Consider the following 15,395-nt stretch of genomic DNA (forward strand, 5'->3'; position numbering starts at 1 on the left):
CACCGACCGATGTCACGGCGGACAAACATCTGTGTCGGATGTCGCGCGTCCGCTCCTGAGCGGGGAAAAAAGGATATATATTATAGAAGCGTTCAACTCTGGACATATGATCCGAGAGCCACAAAATCAGCGGTACTTCCGAGATGACACGTTCGTCGGTGATAGACGATGAGTCGGTGGCAGTATGTCATAAAGCGACTGGCGATGTCGGTCCCGGTCGTGTTCTCGGTCATCACGTTCCTCTTTCTCGTCCTTCGGCTGGGGCCGCTGGACCCAGTCGCTGCACGGCTCGGACAACAGGCACAGGGGGCAAACGTCCAACGATTGCGCGAAGAACTCGGCCTCGACGAGCCACTGTGGGTGCAGTTCCAGGACTACCTAGTCGAAACAATCACATTTTCCGGAGAGTCCTGGGTCGTTCGAAACGGCGCTGATGTCCGAGGCATGCTTCTGGAAGTCGCGGGACCGACAATCTGGCTGGGTGTCTGGGCTATTGTCCTCCCACTGTTCATCGGGCTGCCGCTTGGCTTCTATGCCGGCCTGAACCCCAACACGCCCAGTGATATCATCGCAAACGTCTCAGGGATTATTTGGCGGTCGATGCCGAACTTCTGGCTCGCCGTGCTGGCACTTGGCTTCCTTCGGTCGACAAACGGCGGGGGCGGGCCTTTCGGGTTCAATTGGTATACGACGGGCCCACAGACCCAAAGTGCCGTTGGAACGCCGGATCTCAATTTCGCCACAATCGGCGATGTCTTTGGCGTCCCAATGCTTACCGGAGTGGACTGGTCGGCATTCTTCGTCGACGCGAAGCTGATTTTGCCGGCGGCGCTGATTCTCGGGTCCTCGTCGATGGCCGCGGAGTTGCGCCTCGGACGGACGGCCGTTCTGGAAAATATCAATTCGAACTACGTCGAGACGGCAAAAGCAAAAGGGTTGAAGGGCCGGAAAATCGTCTGGAAACACGTCTTCCGCAACGCGTTGATTCCACTTGTCCCGATTATAACGAGTGAGGCCTTCATCCTCATCGGTGGGTCCGTGATTATGGAGCAGATCTTCAACATCAACGGACTCGGGCGGATGTACTTCCGTTCGATACAGACGGCCGATGTGCCACTCGCCGGTGCTATCGTGTTCCTGTTCACCGTGATAATAATATCACTGAATATCGTTCAGGACATTCTGTACACAATAATCGACCCGCGGGTAGGGTACGACCAATGACCGAGACACAACCCAACAGTTCCATGAGCGACACTGCGATACGAACGGACGGAGGTACTGAGACGGAAGAATCGTTCCGGCAACGACTCCGGAGCAACCCCCGCCCAGCAGCACTCTGGACGGCGGTGTTGCTGTTGCTCATACTGCCGGAGTTCTCGCGGTTTATCGACTGGGCGCTCACCCTCGGTGGCGGTGTCAAGTTCGTCCTCGATGGCTTCATTGCGGCGCCTGCCTGGGTTGGGTCAAATTTCGAAGAGTCCCTTGGATTCCTCGTCGGGTCGGTCGCCTCGGACGTTACTGCGTTGCTACTGTTGTTCGTCCTCGCGACGCTTCTTCGAGGGTATCTTCCATTGCACCCAGATTCCAAGCTCGGCCTGGAGTTGAGTCGGAGCCGTCGTATCTGGTTCGAACGGAGCTTCCTGACCGCGGTATTTGCAGCCGTCACAGCTGTCCTCGTATTTACGCCGCTCGGAGCGGCGTTGCGAAACGAGGCCGGCTTCTACGTCGGAACCCTCGATTCCCTTTCGGAGATCCAGACACTCATCAGTAGGGAGACGATTCCGAACCACGGCTATCAGACAGCAGACGGGAGCTGGGAGGGGACGTTCCTCGGGCTCTCACCCCGGTATGCATGGCTCACCCGGTTCCTCGTCGTGTGGGTCTATGCGGCAATCTTTATCGCGTGGCTCTGGCGGGGCTACAACGTATTCAGAGAACACTACCGGTCGATGGACTGGACGCCGCGCGACGACGTTGTCGACAACCTCCGCAACCACAATTGGGGAATCTTCGGTCTTGCTATCGTCCTCGGATTCATCGTGCTCGCGTTGTTTGCACCGACAATAGCAACGTATCCGATTCAGGAGAACATATACGAGCCGTACTCGGGCGATTCCGAGTTCAAGTATTTCGATGAAGAAGCCGGAGAAGTCCAGACCGCACTCCACGGTGACGCAAACCTCGACAGTAGGTCACAAGGAGAAGGGTCCGGTACCGTCAGTATCAACGAGTACGACGATTACGACCGGTATGCGCCACTTGGGACGACAACGAAGGGGAAAGATATGATGACATATATCGCGTACGGGGCACAGACCTCGCTGACGATTGGACTGGTCGCGATACTCCTCGCAGTGTTCATGGCGCTGTTGCTATCGCTTGCCAGCGCGTACTACGGCGGGATAGTCGACTTAGTGACGATTATCGCGACTGACTCGATAATATCCATTCCGATATTCGTCCTGGTGTTAATGATGTCTGTCGTGTTCAGCCAGGGGGACGTCTGGATTGCGGAACCGATGGACGGTGGATTCCTGCTCGCGCTCATATACGCGTTCGCGTACATGCCCAGCATGTGGCGGTCGATTCGTGGCCCCTCACTGCAGGTCGCAGAGGAGGAGTGGGTCGACGCCGCAAAGAGCTACGGGCAGACGCCGCTTGCTATCATGCGCAAGCACATGGCACCGTACGTCCTGAGCTACCTCATCATCTACAGTTCACTCCTGATTGGCGGAATCATCATCATCACCTCAGCGCTCGCATTCCTCGGATACGGCGTCACAGCGCCGACTCCCGAATGGGGTCGACTCATCTCTAACGGCCGCCAGGCGGTGGCGACAGAATCGTGGCACGTGTCAACCGTCTCTGGTGTGATGATAGCTATTGTCGTCACCGGCTTCAACGCCCTTGGTGACGGCATCCGAGACGCAATCGACCCACAGGCTGAGGCGAACAGCGGCAACGCCGGAGGTGGTGCCTGATGTCAGTCGAAGGCACCACACGGAATCAGAACGCGGACGAGACACCACTGATAGATGTTCGGAACCTCCAGACCGCGTTCTTCACAGACAAAGAGACAATTCGGGCGGTCGACGGAATCTCGATGGATATCGACTCCGGAGAAACCGTCGGTATTGTCGGCGAGAGTGGTTCCGGAAAGAGTGTCACCGCACGGTCGATAATGGGACTCGTCGAACAGCCTGGACGGGTACTCAGAGGGAGCAGTGTTCGGTTCCACCAGTTAGAAGCAGTCAAAGATTACGCTGAGACGTTCTCGAAACACACCGTCGACGTGACCGAGCTTCGAAGCGAACACAATCCCGGGGAGTTGCTCGACAAGATACCGTCAGAGGTGACCGCGGAGACGTTCGGGCGCGAGCAGCGAGGCGATGTGACACTCACGGATATTCTCGCCGCCGGCTACGGCGACGAGTTAGATATCACGAACAAGAACGACTGTGTGTTCATCACAGAACGGGCGGGAGACTCGCCAGAAGATATCACTGCAGGGTTCATCGAGGTTACGCGCCTCGATGGCGAGCGGCAGCGACAGATGCGCGGTGGTCGAATTGCCATGGTGTTCCAGGACCCCCTAACGAGCCTGAATCCGGTGTTCACCGTCGGCAACCAAATAAAAGAAGCCCTAAACCTGCACCGTGGTCTCAGCGGTGAGGAGGCGACCCGCGAAGCAGTCGAGTTGCTCGAAGCCGTCGGCATTCCGGACGCTGGCCGGCGTGTCAACGAGTATCCCCACCAGTTCTCTGGCGGGATGCGCCAGCGTGCGGTTATTGCGATGGCGCTTGCCTGTGAGCCGGAGTTGCTCATCTGTGACGAGCCGACGACTGCACTCGATGTGACAATCCAAGCCCAGATTCTGGAGCTCCTCGCAGAGATTCAGGAGGAGCGTGACATCGGCATCATGTTTATCACCCACGACATGGGTGTCATCGCCGAAGTCTCGGACAAGGTGAACGTGATGTACGCGGGCGAAGTTATCGAACAGGCCGACGTCTACTCGCTGTTCGAGAGCCCCAAACACCCCTACACAAGGGGGCTCCTCCGGTCGATTCCAGGGACACAGTCGGGAGAGCGACTTGAGACCATCGAAGGGAACGTTCCGACACCGACCGAGGCGGCCTCGGATTGTCGATTCGCGCCGCGGTGTCCGAAAGCGTTCGACGCTTGCGAGGTGGTCCACCCGTCTCACGTCGGGGTGGGCGAGAAGAGCAACGAGCATACGGCTGCGTGTCTGTTGTACCCAGAGGAGATACCGGAGACGCGACGGGTCGAGATACATAGAGGCGGTGACGGACGAGGTGATAGCAAATGAGCCAACAACTTGCATCCAGCGATAGTGCGACGAGAGAACGACAGGAGAAGCTGGTCGAGGTCAGAGAGCTGAAGACGTATTACGGCGATTCGGGGATGTTCGGTGGGCCACCGGTCAAGGCAGTCGACGGTGTCTCGTTCAACGTCTTCCGTGGCGAGACACTCGGCCTGGTCGGTGAGTCAGGCTGTGGGAAGACGACGCTCGGGCGCACGCTGCTCCAGCTCGAAGACGCGACCGGGGGCGAAGTCCGCTACGAGGGGACAGATATTACCGAGCTGAATTCGGACCAGCTCTACGAGTGGCGTCGAAACGCACAAATGGTGTTCCAGGACCCCGATTCAAGCCTCAACGATCGGATGACAGTCGGCGAAATCGTCCGCGAGCCCCTCGACGTCTACGAGTGGGAGACGCCGGCCGACCGCCGGGACCGCGTCAGAGAGCTACTGGAGACGGTTGGCCTCCGGCCGGAACACTACTTCCGGTATCCACACCAGTTCTCGGGCGGCCAGCGTCAGCGTATCGGCATTGCCCGGACGCTTGCGTTGGAGCCGGATTTCATGGTACTCGACGAGCCTGTCAGCGCACTCGACGTGTCGGTCCAGGCAGAGGTAATCAATCTCCTTGAAGACCTTCAGGAGGAGTTCGGCCTGACGTATCTGATTATTGCTCACGACCTCTCGGTGGTGCGTCACATCTGTGACCGCGTCGCCGTCATGTACCTGGGGAATATCATGGAAATCGGGCCGACAGAAGAGCTGTTCACCGACCCGGCCAACCCGTACACACATTCACTCCTGTCAGCGATTCCAGAGCCGGACCCCACGGATACGACCGAGCGAATTACGTTGTACGGCACGCCCCCAAACCCGCGGTATCCGCCGTCGGGCTGTCCGTTCAGCACGCGTTGTCCGGCACGGATTCGTCCTCCGGAGTTCGAGCATCTCGACGACGAGATTTGGAAGGGTATCAATACACTCCGGGATGTGTTGTTGGAACGAAAACGGGCCGATCGGTCGATACGAGAGCGCATCCGCGAGCGTCTGGGTCGACAGACGCGGTTCGCAACCGTCGAAGAGACGTACGAAGAGCTATTCGGCCATCTTCAGATACCCCCCGAAGCCGAGTCAAGCATCAATCAGATAGTTGAACACGCCTCGAACAACGACGAGGAGGCGGCACTAGACGTACTCACCGACGAGTTCGGCGGCGTCTGTGAGTCCGAACAGCCAGAGTATCACACAGTCAGCGAAACCGGGCGAGAGAGCTTCTGTCACCGCCACGGCGACGACCACCGCCGCCCGGCACAGGTGCTCGAAGAGCGCTACTAACATGGACAACGTCCGGAATCGGGCAGTCGAGCTCGCACGAGCGTGGGTCGACGCGGTTGGCTACGCACTGGTTATGACTGTCCTCTCCGGGCTGGTCGCAGTTATCGCGGGGATTGGAACCGGCGGAGGATTCGTCCGCGGGAAGATTCTGTTGTTCGTCATCGGATGGTTGTTGATGACGGCTGGAACGCTAAAGCTGTGGCCGTCCTCCCCACGGTCGTCCGATCTCCCCTCACGGAACGTACTCGGCATCTCAATCGGATCCGACAACGACGATAAGAACTCGAACGACCGCGAGGGAAACACCAAACAGCTCCGTGAGAGCATGCAGGACGCCGAGGCGAGTGGCGAGGACCTACGCCCACTCTCGGCCGAGAAAAAGAGTCGTGTCGAGCGAATCGCCAGCGCTGTGCCGCCGAACAGGTGGGTCCGTGACCCCCGGCCCGAAAATCGACTAACCGACGGCAGCAAACTATTTTTGGCGAGTCTGTTCGTCTTCGGGCTCTCGTATGTGATGGAGCGGTACTTCGGGGTCGTATAGGGAGTAATCTCAAGAGTTATGCGGCTCCGTCTCCCGAGTATGCCATATGCCAGCTGACAATCCCGAGGACGGTAACGGCGGGGGCGAGGCGTCGTCTCCCGTCGATACCGAGGACCCACACGTGGGCGAGACAGGCGCCGACAGCGACGACCTCCAGAAAGCGCGCATCGAGAGCCGGGGGGACACCCACAGTGAGGCGTGGGAGCGAACGATAGAAGATATGCAAGCACTCGCGGATGGTCGTAGAGAGGACGGCTGGGAGGCCCATACGGTCATTGCCGCACACACAGACGCCGTAACAGCAGAACAGGGCGAATACAATCACTGTGGACTCAGCCACGTCATCCCGGACAACCATACCGACGTCCTCAACGAGGTTTACGACGAGTCCGAGTTCACTGAATTTCTCGTCTACGGCCAGCCCGTCGAGACGTTCATGTTCCTCGTTACGGAGTTCATCGACCCGGAGCGCGAGCGGACTATCTTCGTCGCCGGCTCGTACGACCCGGTTCGAGGTGCCAACCTTCCGGAGTACGGCGAGGAACACGGCGTTCTCACCTCGTATTTCAGAACTATCGATGGGACGATACTCGGGTCGTTCGACCACGAGCGCTGGGAGCCTCTGGTCGGCCAGGCTCCAGACGAACAGTAGCTAGCCGACAAGCGGCGTCTCTGCCCTGTAGACAATTTCCATCGGCAGGCCCTTCGAGTCGGTGGGTGGCTCTGGCGGGAGCGACCAGAGCGAACCCGGTCCCGGCTGGGCAGTGTACGCCAACACGACCGCATCGAGCACGTCGTCGACCGCGACATCTTCGCCCCCAGTCTCCTCGGCAACTCCCTGGACGACCGGCGGCGCGTCGGTATCGAATCCAGCGAGAGCACGCATCCGCTCGGCGTAGCCCGCGGCACTCTTTTTCGAGTGCGAGAGCGGTTCGCCGGCAAACGCCCGAAAGCAAACCTCAGGATGGGACTCGCGTATCGCCATCCGTGCCTCCGGGACGTTCTGGACGAGGTCGTCGACAGACGCAATCGAGTCACTTAGTGCGAAGGCTTGCTTCGACAGGCCCGAGCCAGTCTTGCGCTCGTGGACCCGTTTCGCGGCCGGATACCGGCGTTTCCGTGTCGCCTCTCGTACGGGCGGTGTGAACACAGATGGGGCGCGGGAGCCGATGACATCCCTGGCGAGTGAGTCACACTGGCGGCCATCGCCTCCCTTCTCGATGAGGCCGATTGGCACGTCGATGAGGATGCGCTCGGCGGTATCTTCGTATCTGTACCAGAGGTCACCAATCTCGTCGAAGACAGCTGTCCGGTTGTAGCCCTGCTGGTCGAAGACGACCGCAAGCCACGACCCACTGCTCCAATCGACGCCGACGTACATTCAATTATGTATCAGTCGTCGGCGAGTAAAAACCTCGCGCACGGCGGGAGTATCTAGAACAGGCCAGTAAGAACGTCGTTGAGCGCAATAAGAGTGCCACCGGCAAGGAGTGCTGCGAGCACCCAGAGCACGCTGATGGTCGCCAGTTCCGAGGTAAAGTCCCGAGAGCTGTTGTTCTCGCTCGGTTCACCTGCCTGCTGTTCTTTGAGGCTCATCATCGAATCTAGCGAAATGAGTTATTTGAACGTTCCTATCCGTGTTACGTCTGGTGTTTGGTATCATAAACCGAAGTGTTCGCCAGAGAAATCCGACTGTCTTTCTGGGTGCCAGTCAAGATACCCAAACATGTTTTGTCTGAGGATCCTGAGTCCACGCTATGTTCGAATATCACATTGTTCTGCTCGTCCTGCTGGGAGGGACAACCCTTCTGTCGACGGTTCTCTCAGTGGCAAACGTTAGACACGGGGCCAGAGAGATGCGTCGCAACGCCGACTGGCTCGACGAGTTCCTCGACATCGATGGCCCGAGCGAGATTATCGACTACCAGCGCGCCGCGACCGGCCTCGGGCTGATTCAGTCCTGGGTCGGTCTCGCGTTGCTGCTCGGTGCACTCTACACCGGAGTCGTAACCGACGCTGTCGAGTTCCTCGATGGCACTGGGCTCCCAACAGTTGCACAGGGTGTCATCTTCTTTTTCGGGCTGTTTGTCGCCCAGCGAACGCTCAGCGTTCCGTTCGACCTCTACAGTACGTTCGTAATCGACGAGCAGTTCGAGTTCAACGAGACATCGCCCCGGCTATGGCTGCGGGACCTCGTCGTTGGTGTGCTCGTCAGCGGTGTCATCCTCGGTGTGGTGGCGGGCGCATTGCTCGTGTTGATAGAGACATTCGAGACGGCGCTGTGGGTTGTCAGCGGCTGGGTTCTCATCGTCGGGTTCATGCTGTTCATGCAAGTGCTGTACCCACGGGTGATTGCGCCGCTTTTCAACGACTTCGAACCAATCGAGAAAGGGGACCTCCGCGACCGGGTTGAGGCTGTGTTCGACCGGGCGGGGTTCGAGGCCGAAGAGATATACACGATGGACGCGAGTCGGCGCTCTAGCAGACTCAACGCCTACTTCATCGGCTTTGGCCGCGCAAAGCGAGTCGTCCTCTTCGACACCCTAGTCGAGAAGCTGGACGGGCCAGAGGTCGAGGGCGTTCTCGCACACGAACTCGCTCACTGGAAGCGCAACCACGTCTGGAAGCGTACTGGCGCGACCGCACTCCAGCTCGGAGTCGTCCTCGCGGCAGTTGGATATCTCCTCTCGACAGAGTGGCTGTACGAGCTCTTTGAGTTGCCGGAGGTAAGTTACGCCGGCCTGTTCGTCGCTGTATTGTTCGTGATGCCGCTTCTCGAACTCACCGCACCGATAGTGAACAAGCTCTCGCTGGCACACGAACGCGAGGCTGACAGCTTTGCCGTCGACGTGATGGGTGAGGGCGAGCCGATGGTCGGTGCGCTCTCGAATCTCGCGGGCGAGAATCTCTCGAACCCCTTCCCACATCCCTGGTACGCCGCGTTCAACCACCAGCATCCGCCGATTCCCGAGCGTATCCGGCTCATCCAGGAAGAAGCCGACGAGGCTGCCGAGGGGGAGACGACCTCCGTCTGAGGGTGTAAGAGTTAACAACGTCGGGCATGTAGGGGAGGATATGAGCACAACTGAGGAGCCGACACAGGGAACCAGCATCTCCGTGACCGAGCAGGCAGCCGAGGAGGCGATAGCGCTTCTTGAGGGCGAGAACATGGACACCGACATCGCCGGCCTCCGGCTCTACGTCCAGCAGGGTGGCTGTGCTGGCCTCTCGTACGGAATGCGTTTCGACGACGAGCCCGAGGAGGACGACACCATCTTCGAACACCACAGCCTCCGCGTGTTCGTCGACCCAGCGAGTATGAACTACATCGAAGGCTCCGTGCTCGACTACGAGGGCGGACTCCAGGGCGAAGGGTTCCACGTCGAGAATCCCAACGTCGTCAGCGAATGTGGCTGTGGCGAGAGCTTCCGCACCTGATTACTCGCCGAGTTCGAACGCGATTTCGACTTCTGCCTGATACTCCCTGTTCTCGACGGACCCGACTTCGACGCCAAGTTCATCTACTTCGACCCAGTGGACGTTCTCCAGTGTTGTCTCTGCTCGCTCGATTGCGTCGTCGACCGCGTCCTCGAATGACTCCTCGCTCGTGCCGATAAGGTCAATTTTCTTGAACACCATTGCGTCTCGCTGATACTCCCGGCTCCGTAATAAACGTATGTCACACCCTCACTCGACGAAGCCGTCCTCGAGTGCGGCCGCCACGCGGTCACGAAGTGACCACGACTGGATACGGGCAGCGATTGCGTCGATGTCGCCGTCGAGTTGTCTGTCACCGGAAAGCGGGTCGACGGCGTCGCGGATGGCCTCGTAGAGAGCAGCGGTCCCAAGGCCGTGGGAAAGCGAGTCGTCGACGTACTCGGCGGCCTCTGCTCCACAGAGGAGTTCGATTGCGACCACGCGCCGGGCCTGGTCGAGGACTTCACCAAGCCCCAGTACGCTGGTCGCACTCATGCTGACGTGGTCTTCTTGACCGCCGCTGACGGGGACGTTGTCGACGCCGGGCGACCCGTGGGCGCGACAGTCACTGACCAGCGATGCCGCGGTGTACTGAGCGATCATCAGCCCAGACTCGACGCCGCTTTCGGTCGCCAGAAACGGCGTGAGATGAGATTCCTGGACGTTGGGATTCAGGAGCCTGTCGACTCGGCGCTCACTCATCGCCGCGAGGTCCGTGACCGCGTTTGTGACGTAGTCGAGGCGGTGGGCAAGCGGTGCACCGTGGAAGTTCCCGCCCGAGACGACGGCCGCAGACTCTGTCTGGCTCGCCCGTGGTTCGACAGTGTCGGCGTCGAAGATGAGTGGGTTGTCCGTCGCGCTGTTGAGTTCGGTTTCGACAGCCTCCCGAAGGTGGGCGACTGCGTCACGAACTGCGCCGTGGACCTGCGGAAGACACCGCAACGAGTAGGCGTCCTGGACACGGTCGCAGTTGCGGTGTGATTCGACGATTTCGGAGTCGGCGGTGAGCCTGCGGACATTCGTCGCACTCACGCGGTGTCCGGGGTGTGGGCGTACGTCCGCGATTGCCTCACTGCTCGTGACGGTTGTCCCCATCCCAACCTCTGTCGTCAGCGCACCGGCCGCGTCCGCAGCGTCGAGCAGGCCTTCGGCGTCGACGACCGCCAGCGCGGCTAGCCCGGCGGTGAGCTGTGTGCCGTTGATGAGCGCCAGTCCCTCCTTTGGCGCAAGCGAGAGTGGTTCGAGGCCAGCCTGCTCAAGTGCCGTTTCTCCCGACAACCGCTCGCCGTCGATAGTCGCCTCGCCCTCGCCAATGAGCACCAGCGCGAGGTGAGCCAGCGGCGCGAGGTCGCCGCTCGCTCCGAGGCTCCCGTAGGTCCGGACCACTGGGTGGACGCCGTGGTTGAGCATGCCTGCGAGCGTCTCGACGACGGTTTCGCGAACCCCAGAGTACCCAAGCGAGAGGGCGTGTAGACGGGTCAAGAGCAGTGCACGGACCTCCTCGCGGCCGAGTTCCTCGCCCTGGCCGGAGGCGTGGCTCCTGAGGAGGTTGTGCTGGAGGTCCTCTAAGTCCTCGCGGGGAATCCGCTCGGTGACGAGTTCGCCAAAGCCGGTGTTGATGCCGTAGACCGCGTCGTCTCCCTCGATGACCGACGCTACTCGCTCGCGGGAGGCACGGACCTGCTCGCGTACTGGCTCGGAAATCGCGACTGTGGCGTCGTCTCTGGCGACTGCCGCGACATCTTCGGGGGTCAGCTCTTCCCCGACCTGGACGGTCATGGCTTGTCACCCCCCGCAGTGACGACAGGTTCACCGTCTTTCACCACGGTCTCGACACGATTGGTCCCCGCGTTGGCCGGGACGTGTGTCACCGACGGTAAGTCGAAGATTGCAAAATCAGCCGGCGTGCCCTCGGAGAGAGTGCCCGCGTCCTCGCGGTCGAGTGCGCTCGCCGCGTGTGCGGTAGCCCCCAACACTGCCTGGGACGGCCTCATCCCCATTTCGAGACAGGCGAGCGAAACGACAGTCCCCATGTTGTGGACGAAGCAGCTCGGATTAAGGTCCGTTCCGAGCGCAACCGGCGCGCCAGCGTCGAGAAACGGCTCTGGGTCTGCGTACGGTTCGCCCAGCGAGAAGGCCGTCGCCGGCAACAGCGTGGGAACGACGCCCGCCTCGGCGAGCGCCTTTGCATCGTCCTCGTTCGCAGACAGCAGGTGGTCAGCGCTCACGGCTCCGAGGTCGGCGGCGAGCTGTGCGCCACCGATACGGGTGAACTCCTCGGCGTGTATCTTCGGTTCGAGCCCGTGGTCGCGTCCGGCCGCCAGAATCCGGCGAGATTGGGTCACGTCGAAGACGCCCTCCTCACAGAACACGTCACAGAACACCGCAATACCTTGCTCGGCAACCGCAGGCAGCTGCTCCTCGATGACCGAGTCGACGTAGTCGTCGGTCGTCGAACCCTCGGGGACTGCGTGGGCCCCCATGAACGTCGGCACCAGGTCGACGGGATGGCGCTCGTCGGCCTCTGCGATGACCTTGAGCATCCGCAGCTCTGTCTCCGTGTCGAGTCCGTAGCCCGATTTGACTTCGGCGGTCGTCGTCCCGTGTTCGAGCATCACGTCGAGCTGTGTGAGAAGGGCCTCGAGTAACTCCTCGTCGGTGGCCTCTCTGACGCTCTCGACGGTGACCGGGATGCCGCCACCGGCGTCGGCAATCTCGGTGTAACTCTTGCCCTCGATGCGGGCGACGAACTCGTCAGAGCGGTCGCCGGTGAAGAGCGCGTGGGTGTGGGGGTCGACGAATCCCGGCAGGACCGTCTGCCCGCTGGCGTCGATTGTCCGTCTCGCATCCTCGTGTTCGGAACGGACCTCCTCGCTGTCTCCGAGCGCGACCACAGTTCCGTCGTCGACGGCGAGTGCGCCATGTTCGACTGTCTCCAGCCCGTCCACACCGGGACCGACGGCAAGCTCGGCAATGTCGTGGACCAGTAGGTCGGTCACGCCGACTCACCCCCAAGAACAGACAGGGCGTGAGCAACCGTTCGTGCGGCGGCGTCTGCGGTCCGACCGTCGGGACACAGCGGCGGTGCTGTCTCGACGACTTCGAAGCCGGCGAGTCGGTCGTCGCTCGCAAGCAATCTAACGAGACGGAACAGTTCACGAGTCGTGATACCGCCAGGGGTCGGCGCTGAGACGCCTGGGGCCGCGGTCGCGTCGAGAACGTCCATATCGACACTGAGGTAGAGGTGATCGGCTTCGACAGCCGCGAGCGCGCGGTCTGCCGCCTCGACAGGGTCATCGCCGACCTCTTCAGCGGTGACGACCTCGCCGCCCTGGTCCTGGAGATACTCGGCATACGCCGTCGAGGTCTCGAAGTGGCGCGCTCCGAGGACAGCCATCTCGTCGAGGCCGGCCTCCCAGAGCTGTCGGTACGGCGAGCCGCTGGAAGGTTCGCCCTGAACGGTCCGGCAGTCGAGGTGGGCGTCGAGGCTGACGACACCGACGGTTCCCTCACGGTCGAGTAATGGGGCGACGTTCGGGTACGTCAGTGAGTTGTCGCCGCCGAGGAATATCGGCGTCGTCTCCTGGTCGTGGACCCGACCAGCTGCGTTCCGGACAGTATCCTGTGTTTCCGTGACACTGGCACCCACCGGAAAGTCGATGGTTCCGAGGTCGCCGACAGAGTCGACCGGCCCGGCGTCGAAGTGGTGTGTCTTCACGCCCGCGAGCGAGTCGCAGATAGCCGCCGGCGCTTCACGTGCACCCGGCGTGCCGATGACCGCGCCGTCGTAGGGTTCACCGACGAGGACCGCACGGTAGTCGCTCGCGCCCTCAATGGCCGTTGGTTCGACGAGGTGCCCGAACTGTTCGTCGTTCGGGTCGCTCGTCGTCCCCGTCCACTCCTCAGGGAACCGAAGCGGTGGATTGCTCACTGTCGATCACGCGTGGGAATCGCCACGTCGGACTCCTCAGCAGCGTCAAGTGCCTCCTCGTACCCCGCGTCGGCGTGTCGGATGACACCCATTCCTGGGTCGGTGGTGAACACGCGTCTGGCCGTCTCGGCGGCCTGTTCGCTGCCGTCGAGGACGACGTGGTTGTTGGTGTGTAGAGAGTTGCCGATGCCGACCCCGCCGCCATCGTGGACACTGACGATGTCTGCACCGGCAGCACAGTTGACCAGGGCGTTCAGAATCGGCCAGTCGGCGACGGCGTCGGTCCCGTCTTTCATCGCCTCGGTCTCGCGGTTTGGACTCGCCACCGACCCAGCGTCGAGATGGTCCCGAGTCACCACGACGGGAGCCTCGATTTCGCCCTCTGCAACGAGTTCGTTGATGCGCAGTGCGAATCGGGCGCGTTCAGTGAGTCCCTCGTCGTCTGTGTCATAGCCGAGCCAACAAACGCGACTCGGCAGCCCCTGGAACTCGACTTGCTCCTGTGCGAGGTCGATCCACCGGAGGAGTCCCTCCTTCTCGGGGAACAGCTCGCGGATTGCCTCGTCAGTCCGGCGGATGTCCTCGGGGTCTCCAGAGAGTGCCGCCCACCGGAATGGGCCTTTCCCTCGACAGAACATCGGGCGGATGTACGCCGGCACAAAGCCAGGGAAGTCGAAGGCGTCGTCGCGGTCGAACGCCTCCTTGACCTGTCCGCGGATGTTGTTCCCGTACTCGAAGGCAATCGCTCCCTCCTCCTGGAGGTCGAGAACGGCGTCGACGTGGCGTTCCATCGTCGCCAGACTCTCCCGGCGGTACGTCTCGGGATCGTCTTCTCGGAGGTCGTCTGCTTCCGCGACGGTGTACCCGCTCGGGTAGTAGCCTTCCAGTGCATCGTGGGCGCTGGTCTGGTCAGTCACGATATCGGGGACGACGCCCCGCTCGAGCAGGCCTTCGAGGAGGTCGGCAGCGTTCATGTGAACACCAACGCTGTAAGGTTCGTCGGCTTCGGCGGCCTCCCGTGCGCGGTCGAGTGCATCGTCGAGGTCATCGGCTTTCTCCATGCAGTAGCCCGTCTCGATGCGGCGTTCGATGCGTTTCTCGTCGACCTCGGCCGCGATACAGACCCCTTCGTTCATCGTCACGGCCAGGGGCTGTGCGCCACCCATCCCGCCGAGGCCAGCCGTGACAACGATTTTCCCCGCGAGTGTGTCGTCGAACTCCTGGCGGCCGAGTTCGGCGAGCGTCTCGTAGGTTCCCTGCAGGATGCCCTGGGTCCCAATGTAGGCCCAGGAGCCGGCAGTCATCTGGCCGTACATGATCTTGCCTTCGGCTTCCAGCTCGTGGAAGTGCTCCCAGTTGTCCCAGCTGCCGACCAGATTCGAGTTCGCAATCAACACCCGTGGTGCGCGCTCGTGTGTTGGGAACCGGCCGACTGGGCGGCCACTCTGGACGAGCAGCGTCTCGTCGTCGTCGAGTTCCCGAAGTTCCTCGACGATTGTTTCGTAGTCGGCCCACGTGCGCGCGGCTTGGCCCGTGCCACCGTAGACGACGAGTTCCTCGGGTTTTTCCGCTACCTCGGGGTCGAGGTTGTTGTTCAACATTCGGAGCGCCGCCTCCTGTCGCCACCCTTCGCACTCGATGTCGGTGCCTGTTGACGCACCCTGGTACTCACGCCACACGTCCGACGGCTCCTCGTCACTGTCGTCCTCGTTTGCGTTCTGTTGTCTCGCCATATACACTCATATTGCGGGTGGTTCGGTGTAACGATACAGGTACCGTATGGAG

15 protein-coding genes are annotated in these 15,395 nt (G+C 61.1%); 8 read left to right on the forward strand and 7 right to left on the reverse strand.

Annotated elements, in window-relative coordinates:
- The first annotated feature begins 168 nt into the window (after positions 1–168).
- Genes OSC37_RS05160 through OSC37_RS05185 form a run of 6 tightly spaced genes read left to right on the forward strand, consistent with a single transcriptional unit; the run spans position 169 to position 6,854 of the window.
- The gene (locus tag OSC37_RS05160; protein ID WP_267163528.1) at positions 169–1,224 is read left to right on the forward strand and encodes an ABC transporter permease; all 1,056 of its coding nucleotides are present in this window, start codon (positions 169–171) and stop codon (positions 1,222–1,224) included.
- Positions 1,221–2,984 (forward strand): ABC transporter permease, encoded by a 1,764-nt coding sequence (locus tag OSC37_RS05165; RefSeq protein WP_267163529.1) that lies wholly within the window; start codon positions 1,221–1,223, stop codon positions 2,982–2,984. The genes OSC37_RS05160 and OSC37_RS05165 overlap by 4 nt, the downstream gene beginning before the upstream one ends.
- The gene (locus OSC37_RS05170) at positions 2,984–4,333 is read left to right on the forward strand and encodes an ABC transporter ATP-binding protein (RefSeq protein ID WP_267163530.1); all 1,350 of its coding nucleotides are present in this window, start codon (positions 2,984–2,986) and stop codon (positions 4,331–4,333) included. The genes OSC37_RS05165 and OSC37_RS05170 overlap by 1 nt, the downstream gene beginning before the upstream one ends.
- Positions 4,330–5,661, forward strand: coding sequence for an ABC transporter ATP-binding protein (locus tag OSC37_RS05175; protein WP_267163531.1), 1,332 nt, complete (start codon positions 4,330–4,332; stop codon positions 5,659–5,661). Before OSC37_RS05170 ends, OSC37_RS05175 begins: the two co-directional genes overlap by 4 nt.
- 1 nt (position 5,662) lies before the next feature.
- Complete coding sequence (locus OSC37_RS05180; protein WP_267163532.1) at positions 5,663–6,202, forward strand: DUF7555 family protein; 540 nt, start codon at positions 5,663–5,665, stop codon at positions 6,200–6,202.
- Between the two features lie 46 nt (positions 6,203–6,248).
- Positions 6,249–6,854: a DUF7529 family protein gene (locus OSC37_RS05185; protein WP_267163533.1), complete on the forward strand. Its 606-nt coding sequence runs from the start codon at positions 6,249–6,251 to the stop codon at positions 6,852–6,854.
- Here the strand turns inward: OSC37_RS05185 and OSC37_RS05190 are convergent, their stop codons facing one another.
- Entirely contained in the window at positions 6,855–7,583 is a 729-nt protein-coding gene (locus OSC37_RS05190; RefSeq protein WP_267163534.1) for a DUF429 domain-containing protein, read from the reverse strand. It abuts the gene before it with no gap.
- Between the two features lie 53 nt (positions 7,584–7,636).
- Positions 7,637–7,798, reverse strand: coding sequence for a hypothetical protein (locus OSC37_RS05195; RefSeq protein ID WP_267163535.1), 162 nt, complete (start codon positions 7,796–7,798; stop codon positions 7,637–7,639).
- A gap of 161 nt (positions 7,799–7,959) precedes the next feature.
- Between OSC37_RS05195 and OSC37_RS05200 the strand changes: the two genes are divergently transcribed.
- Positions 7,960–9,237: a M48 family metallopeptidase gene (locus OSC37_RS05200; RefSeq protein WP_267163536.1), complete on the forward strand. Its 1,278-nt coding sequence runs from the start codon at positions 7,960–7,962 to the stop codon at positions 9,235–9,237.
- Between the two features lie 40 nt (positions 9,238–9,277).
- The gene (locus tag OSC37_RS05205; RefSeq protein WP_267163537.1) at positions 9,278–9,640 is read left to right on the forward strand and encodes a HesB/IscA family protein; all 363 of its coding nucleotides are present in this window, start codon (positions 9,278–9,280) and stop codon (positions 9,638–9,640) included.
- On the opposite strand, the gene OSC37_RS05210 is transcribed toward OSC37_RS05205, so the two are convergent.
- From OSC37_RS05210 to hutU, 5 genes are read right to left on the reverse strand one after another with little or no spacing between them, the layout of a single operon-like run.
- Complete coding sequence (locus tag OSC37_RS05210) at positions 9,641–9,841, reverse strand: dodecin (protein ID WP_267163538.1); 201 nt, start codon at positions 9,839–9,841, stop codon at positions 9,641–9,643. It abuts the gene before it with no gap.
- A 48-nt stretch (positions 9,842–9,889) separates the two neighbouring features.
- Entirely contained in the window at positions 9,890–11,458 is a 1,569-nt protein-coding gene (gene hutH, locus OSC37_RS05215; RefSeq protein WP_267163539.1) for a histidine ammonia-lyase, read from the reverse strand.
- Positions 11,455–12,678, reverse strand: coding sequence for an imidazolonepropionase (gene hutI, locus OSC37_RS05220; protein WP_267163540.1), 1,224 nt, complete (start codon positions 12,676–12,678; stop codon positions 11,455–11,457). The genes hutH and hutI overlap by 4 nt, the downstream gene beginning before the upstream one ends.
- Positions 12,675–13,610, reverse strand: coding sequence for a formimidoylglutamase (gene hutG, locus OSC37_RS05225; RefSeq protein WP_267163541.1), 936 nt, complete (start codon positions 13,608–13,610; stop codon positions 12,675–12,677). The genes hutI and hutG overlap by 4 nt, the downstream gene beginning before the upstream one ends.
- A complete protein-coding gene (gene hutU / locus OSC37_RS05230) occupies positions 13,607–15,343 on the reverse strand; it encodes a urocanate hydratase (protein WP_267163542.1) in 1,737 nt (578 codons plus the stop codon). Before hutU ends, hutG begins: the two co-directional genes overlap by 4 nt.
- Between the last annotated feature and the right edge of the window lie 52 nt (positions 15,344–15,395).

Origin of the sequence: Halovenus salina (genome assembly GCF_026410925.1) — an archaeon.
Taxonomy (GTDB): Archaea; Halobacteriota; Halobacteria; order Halobacteriales; family Haloarculaceae; genus Halovenus; species Halovenus salina.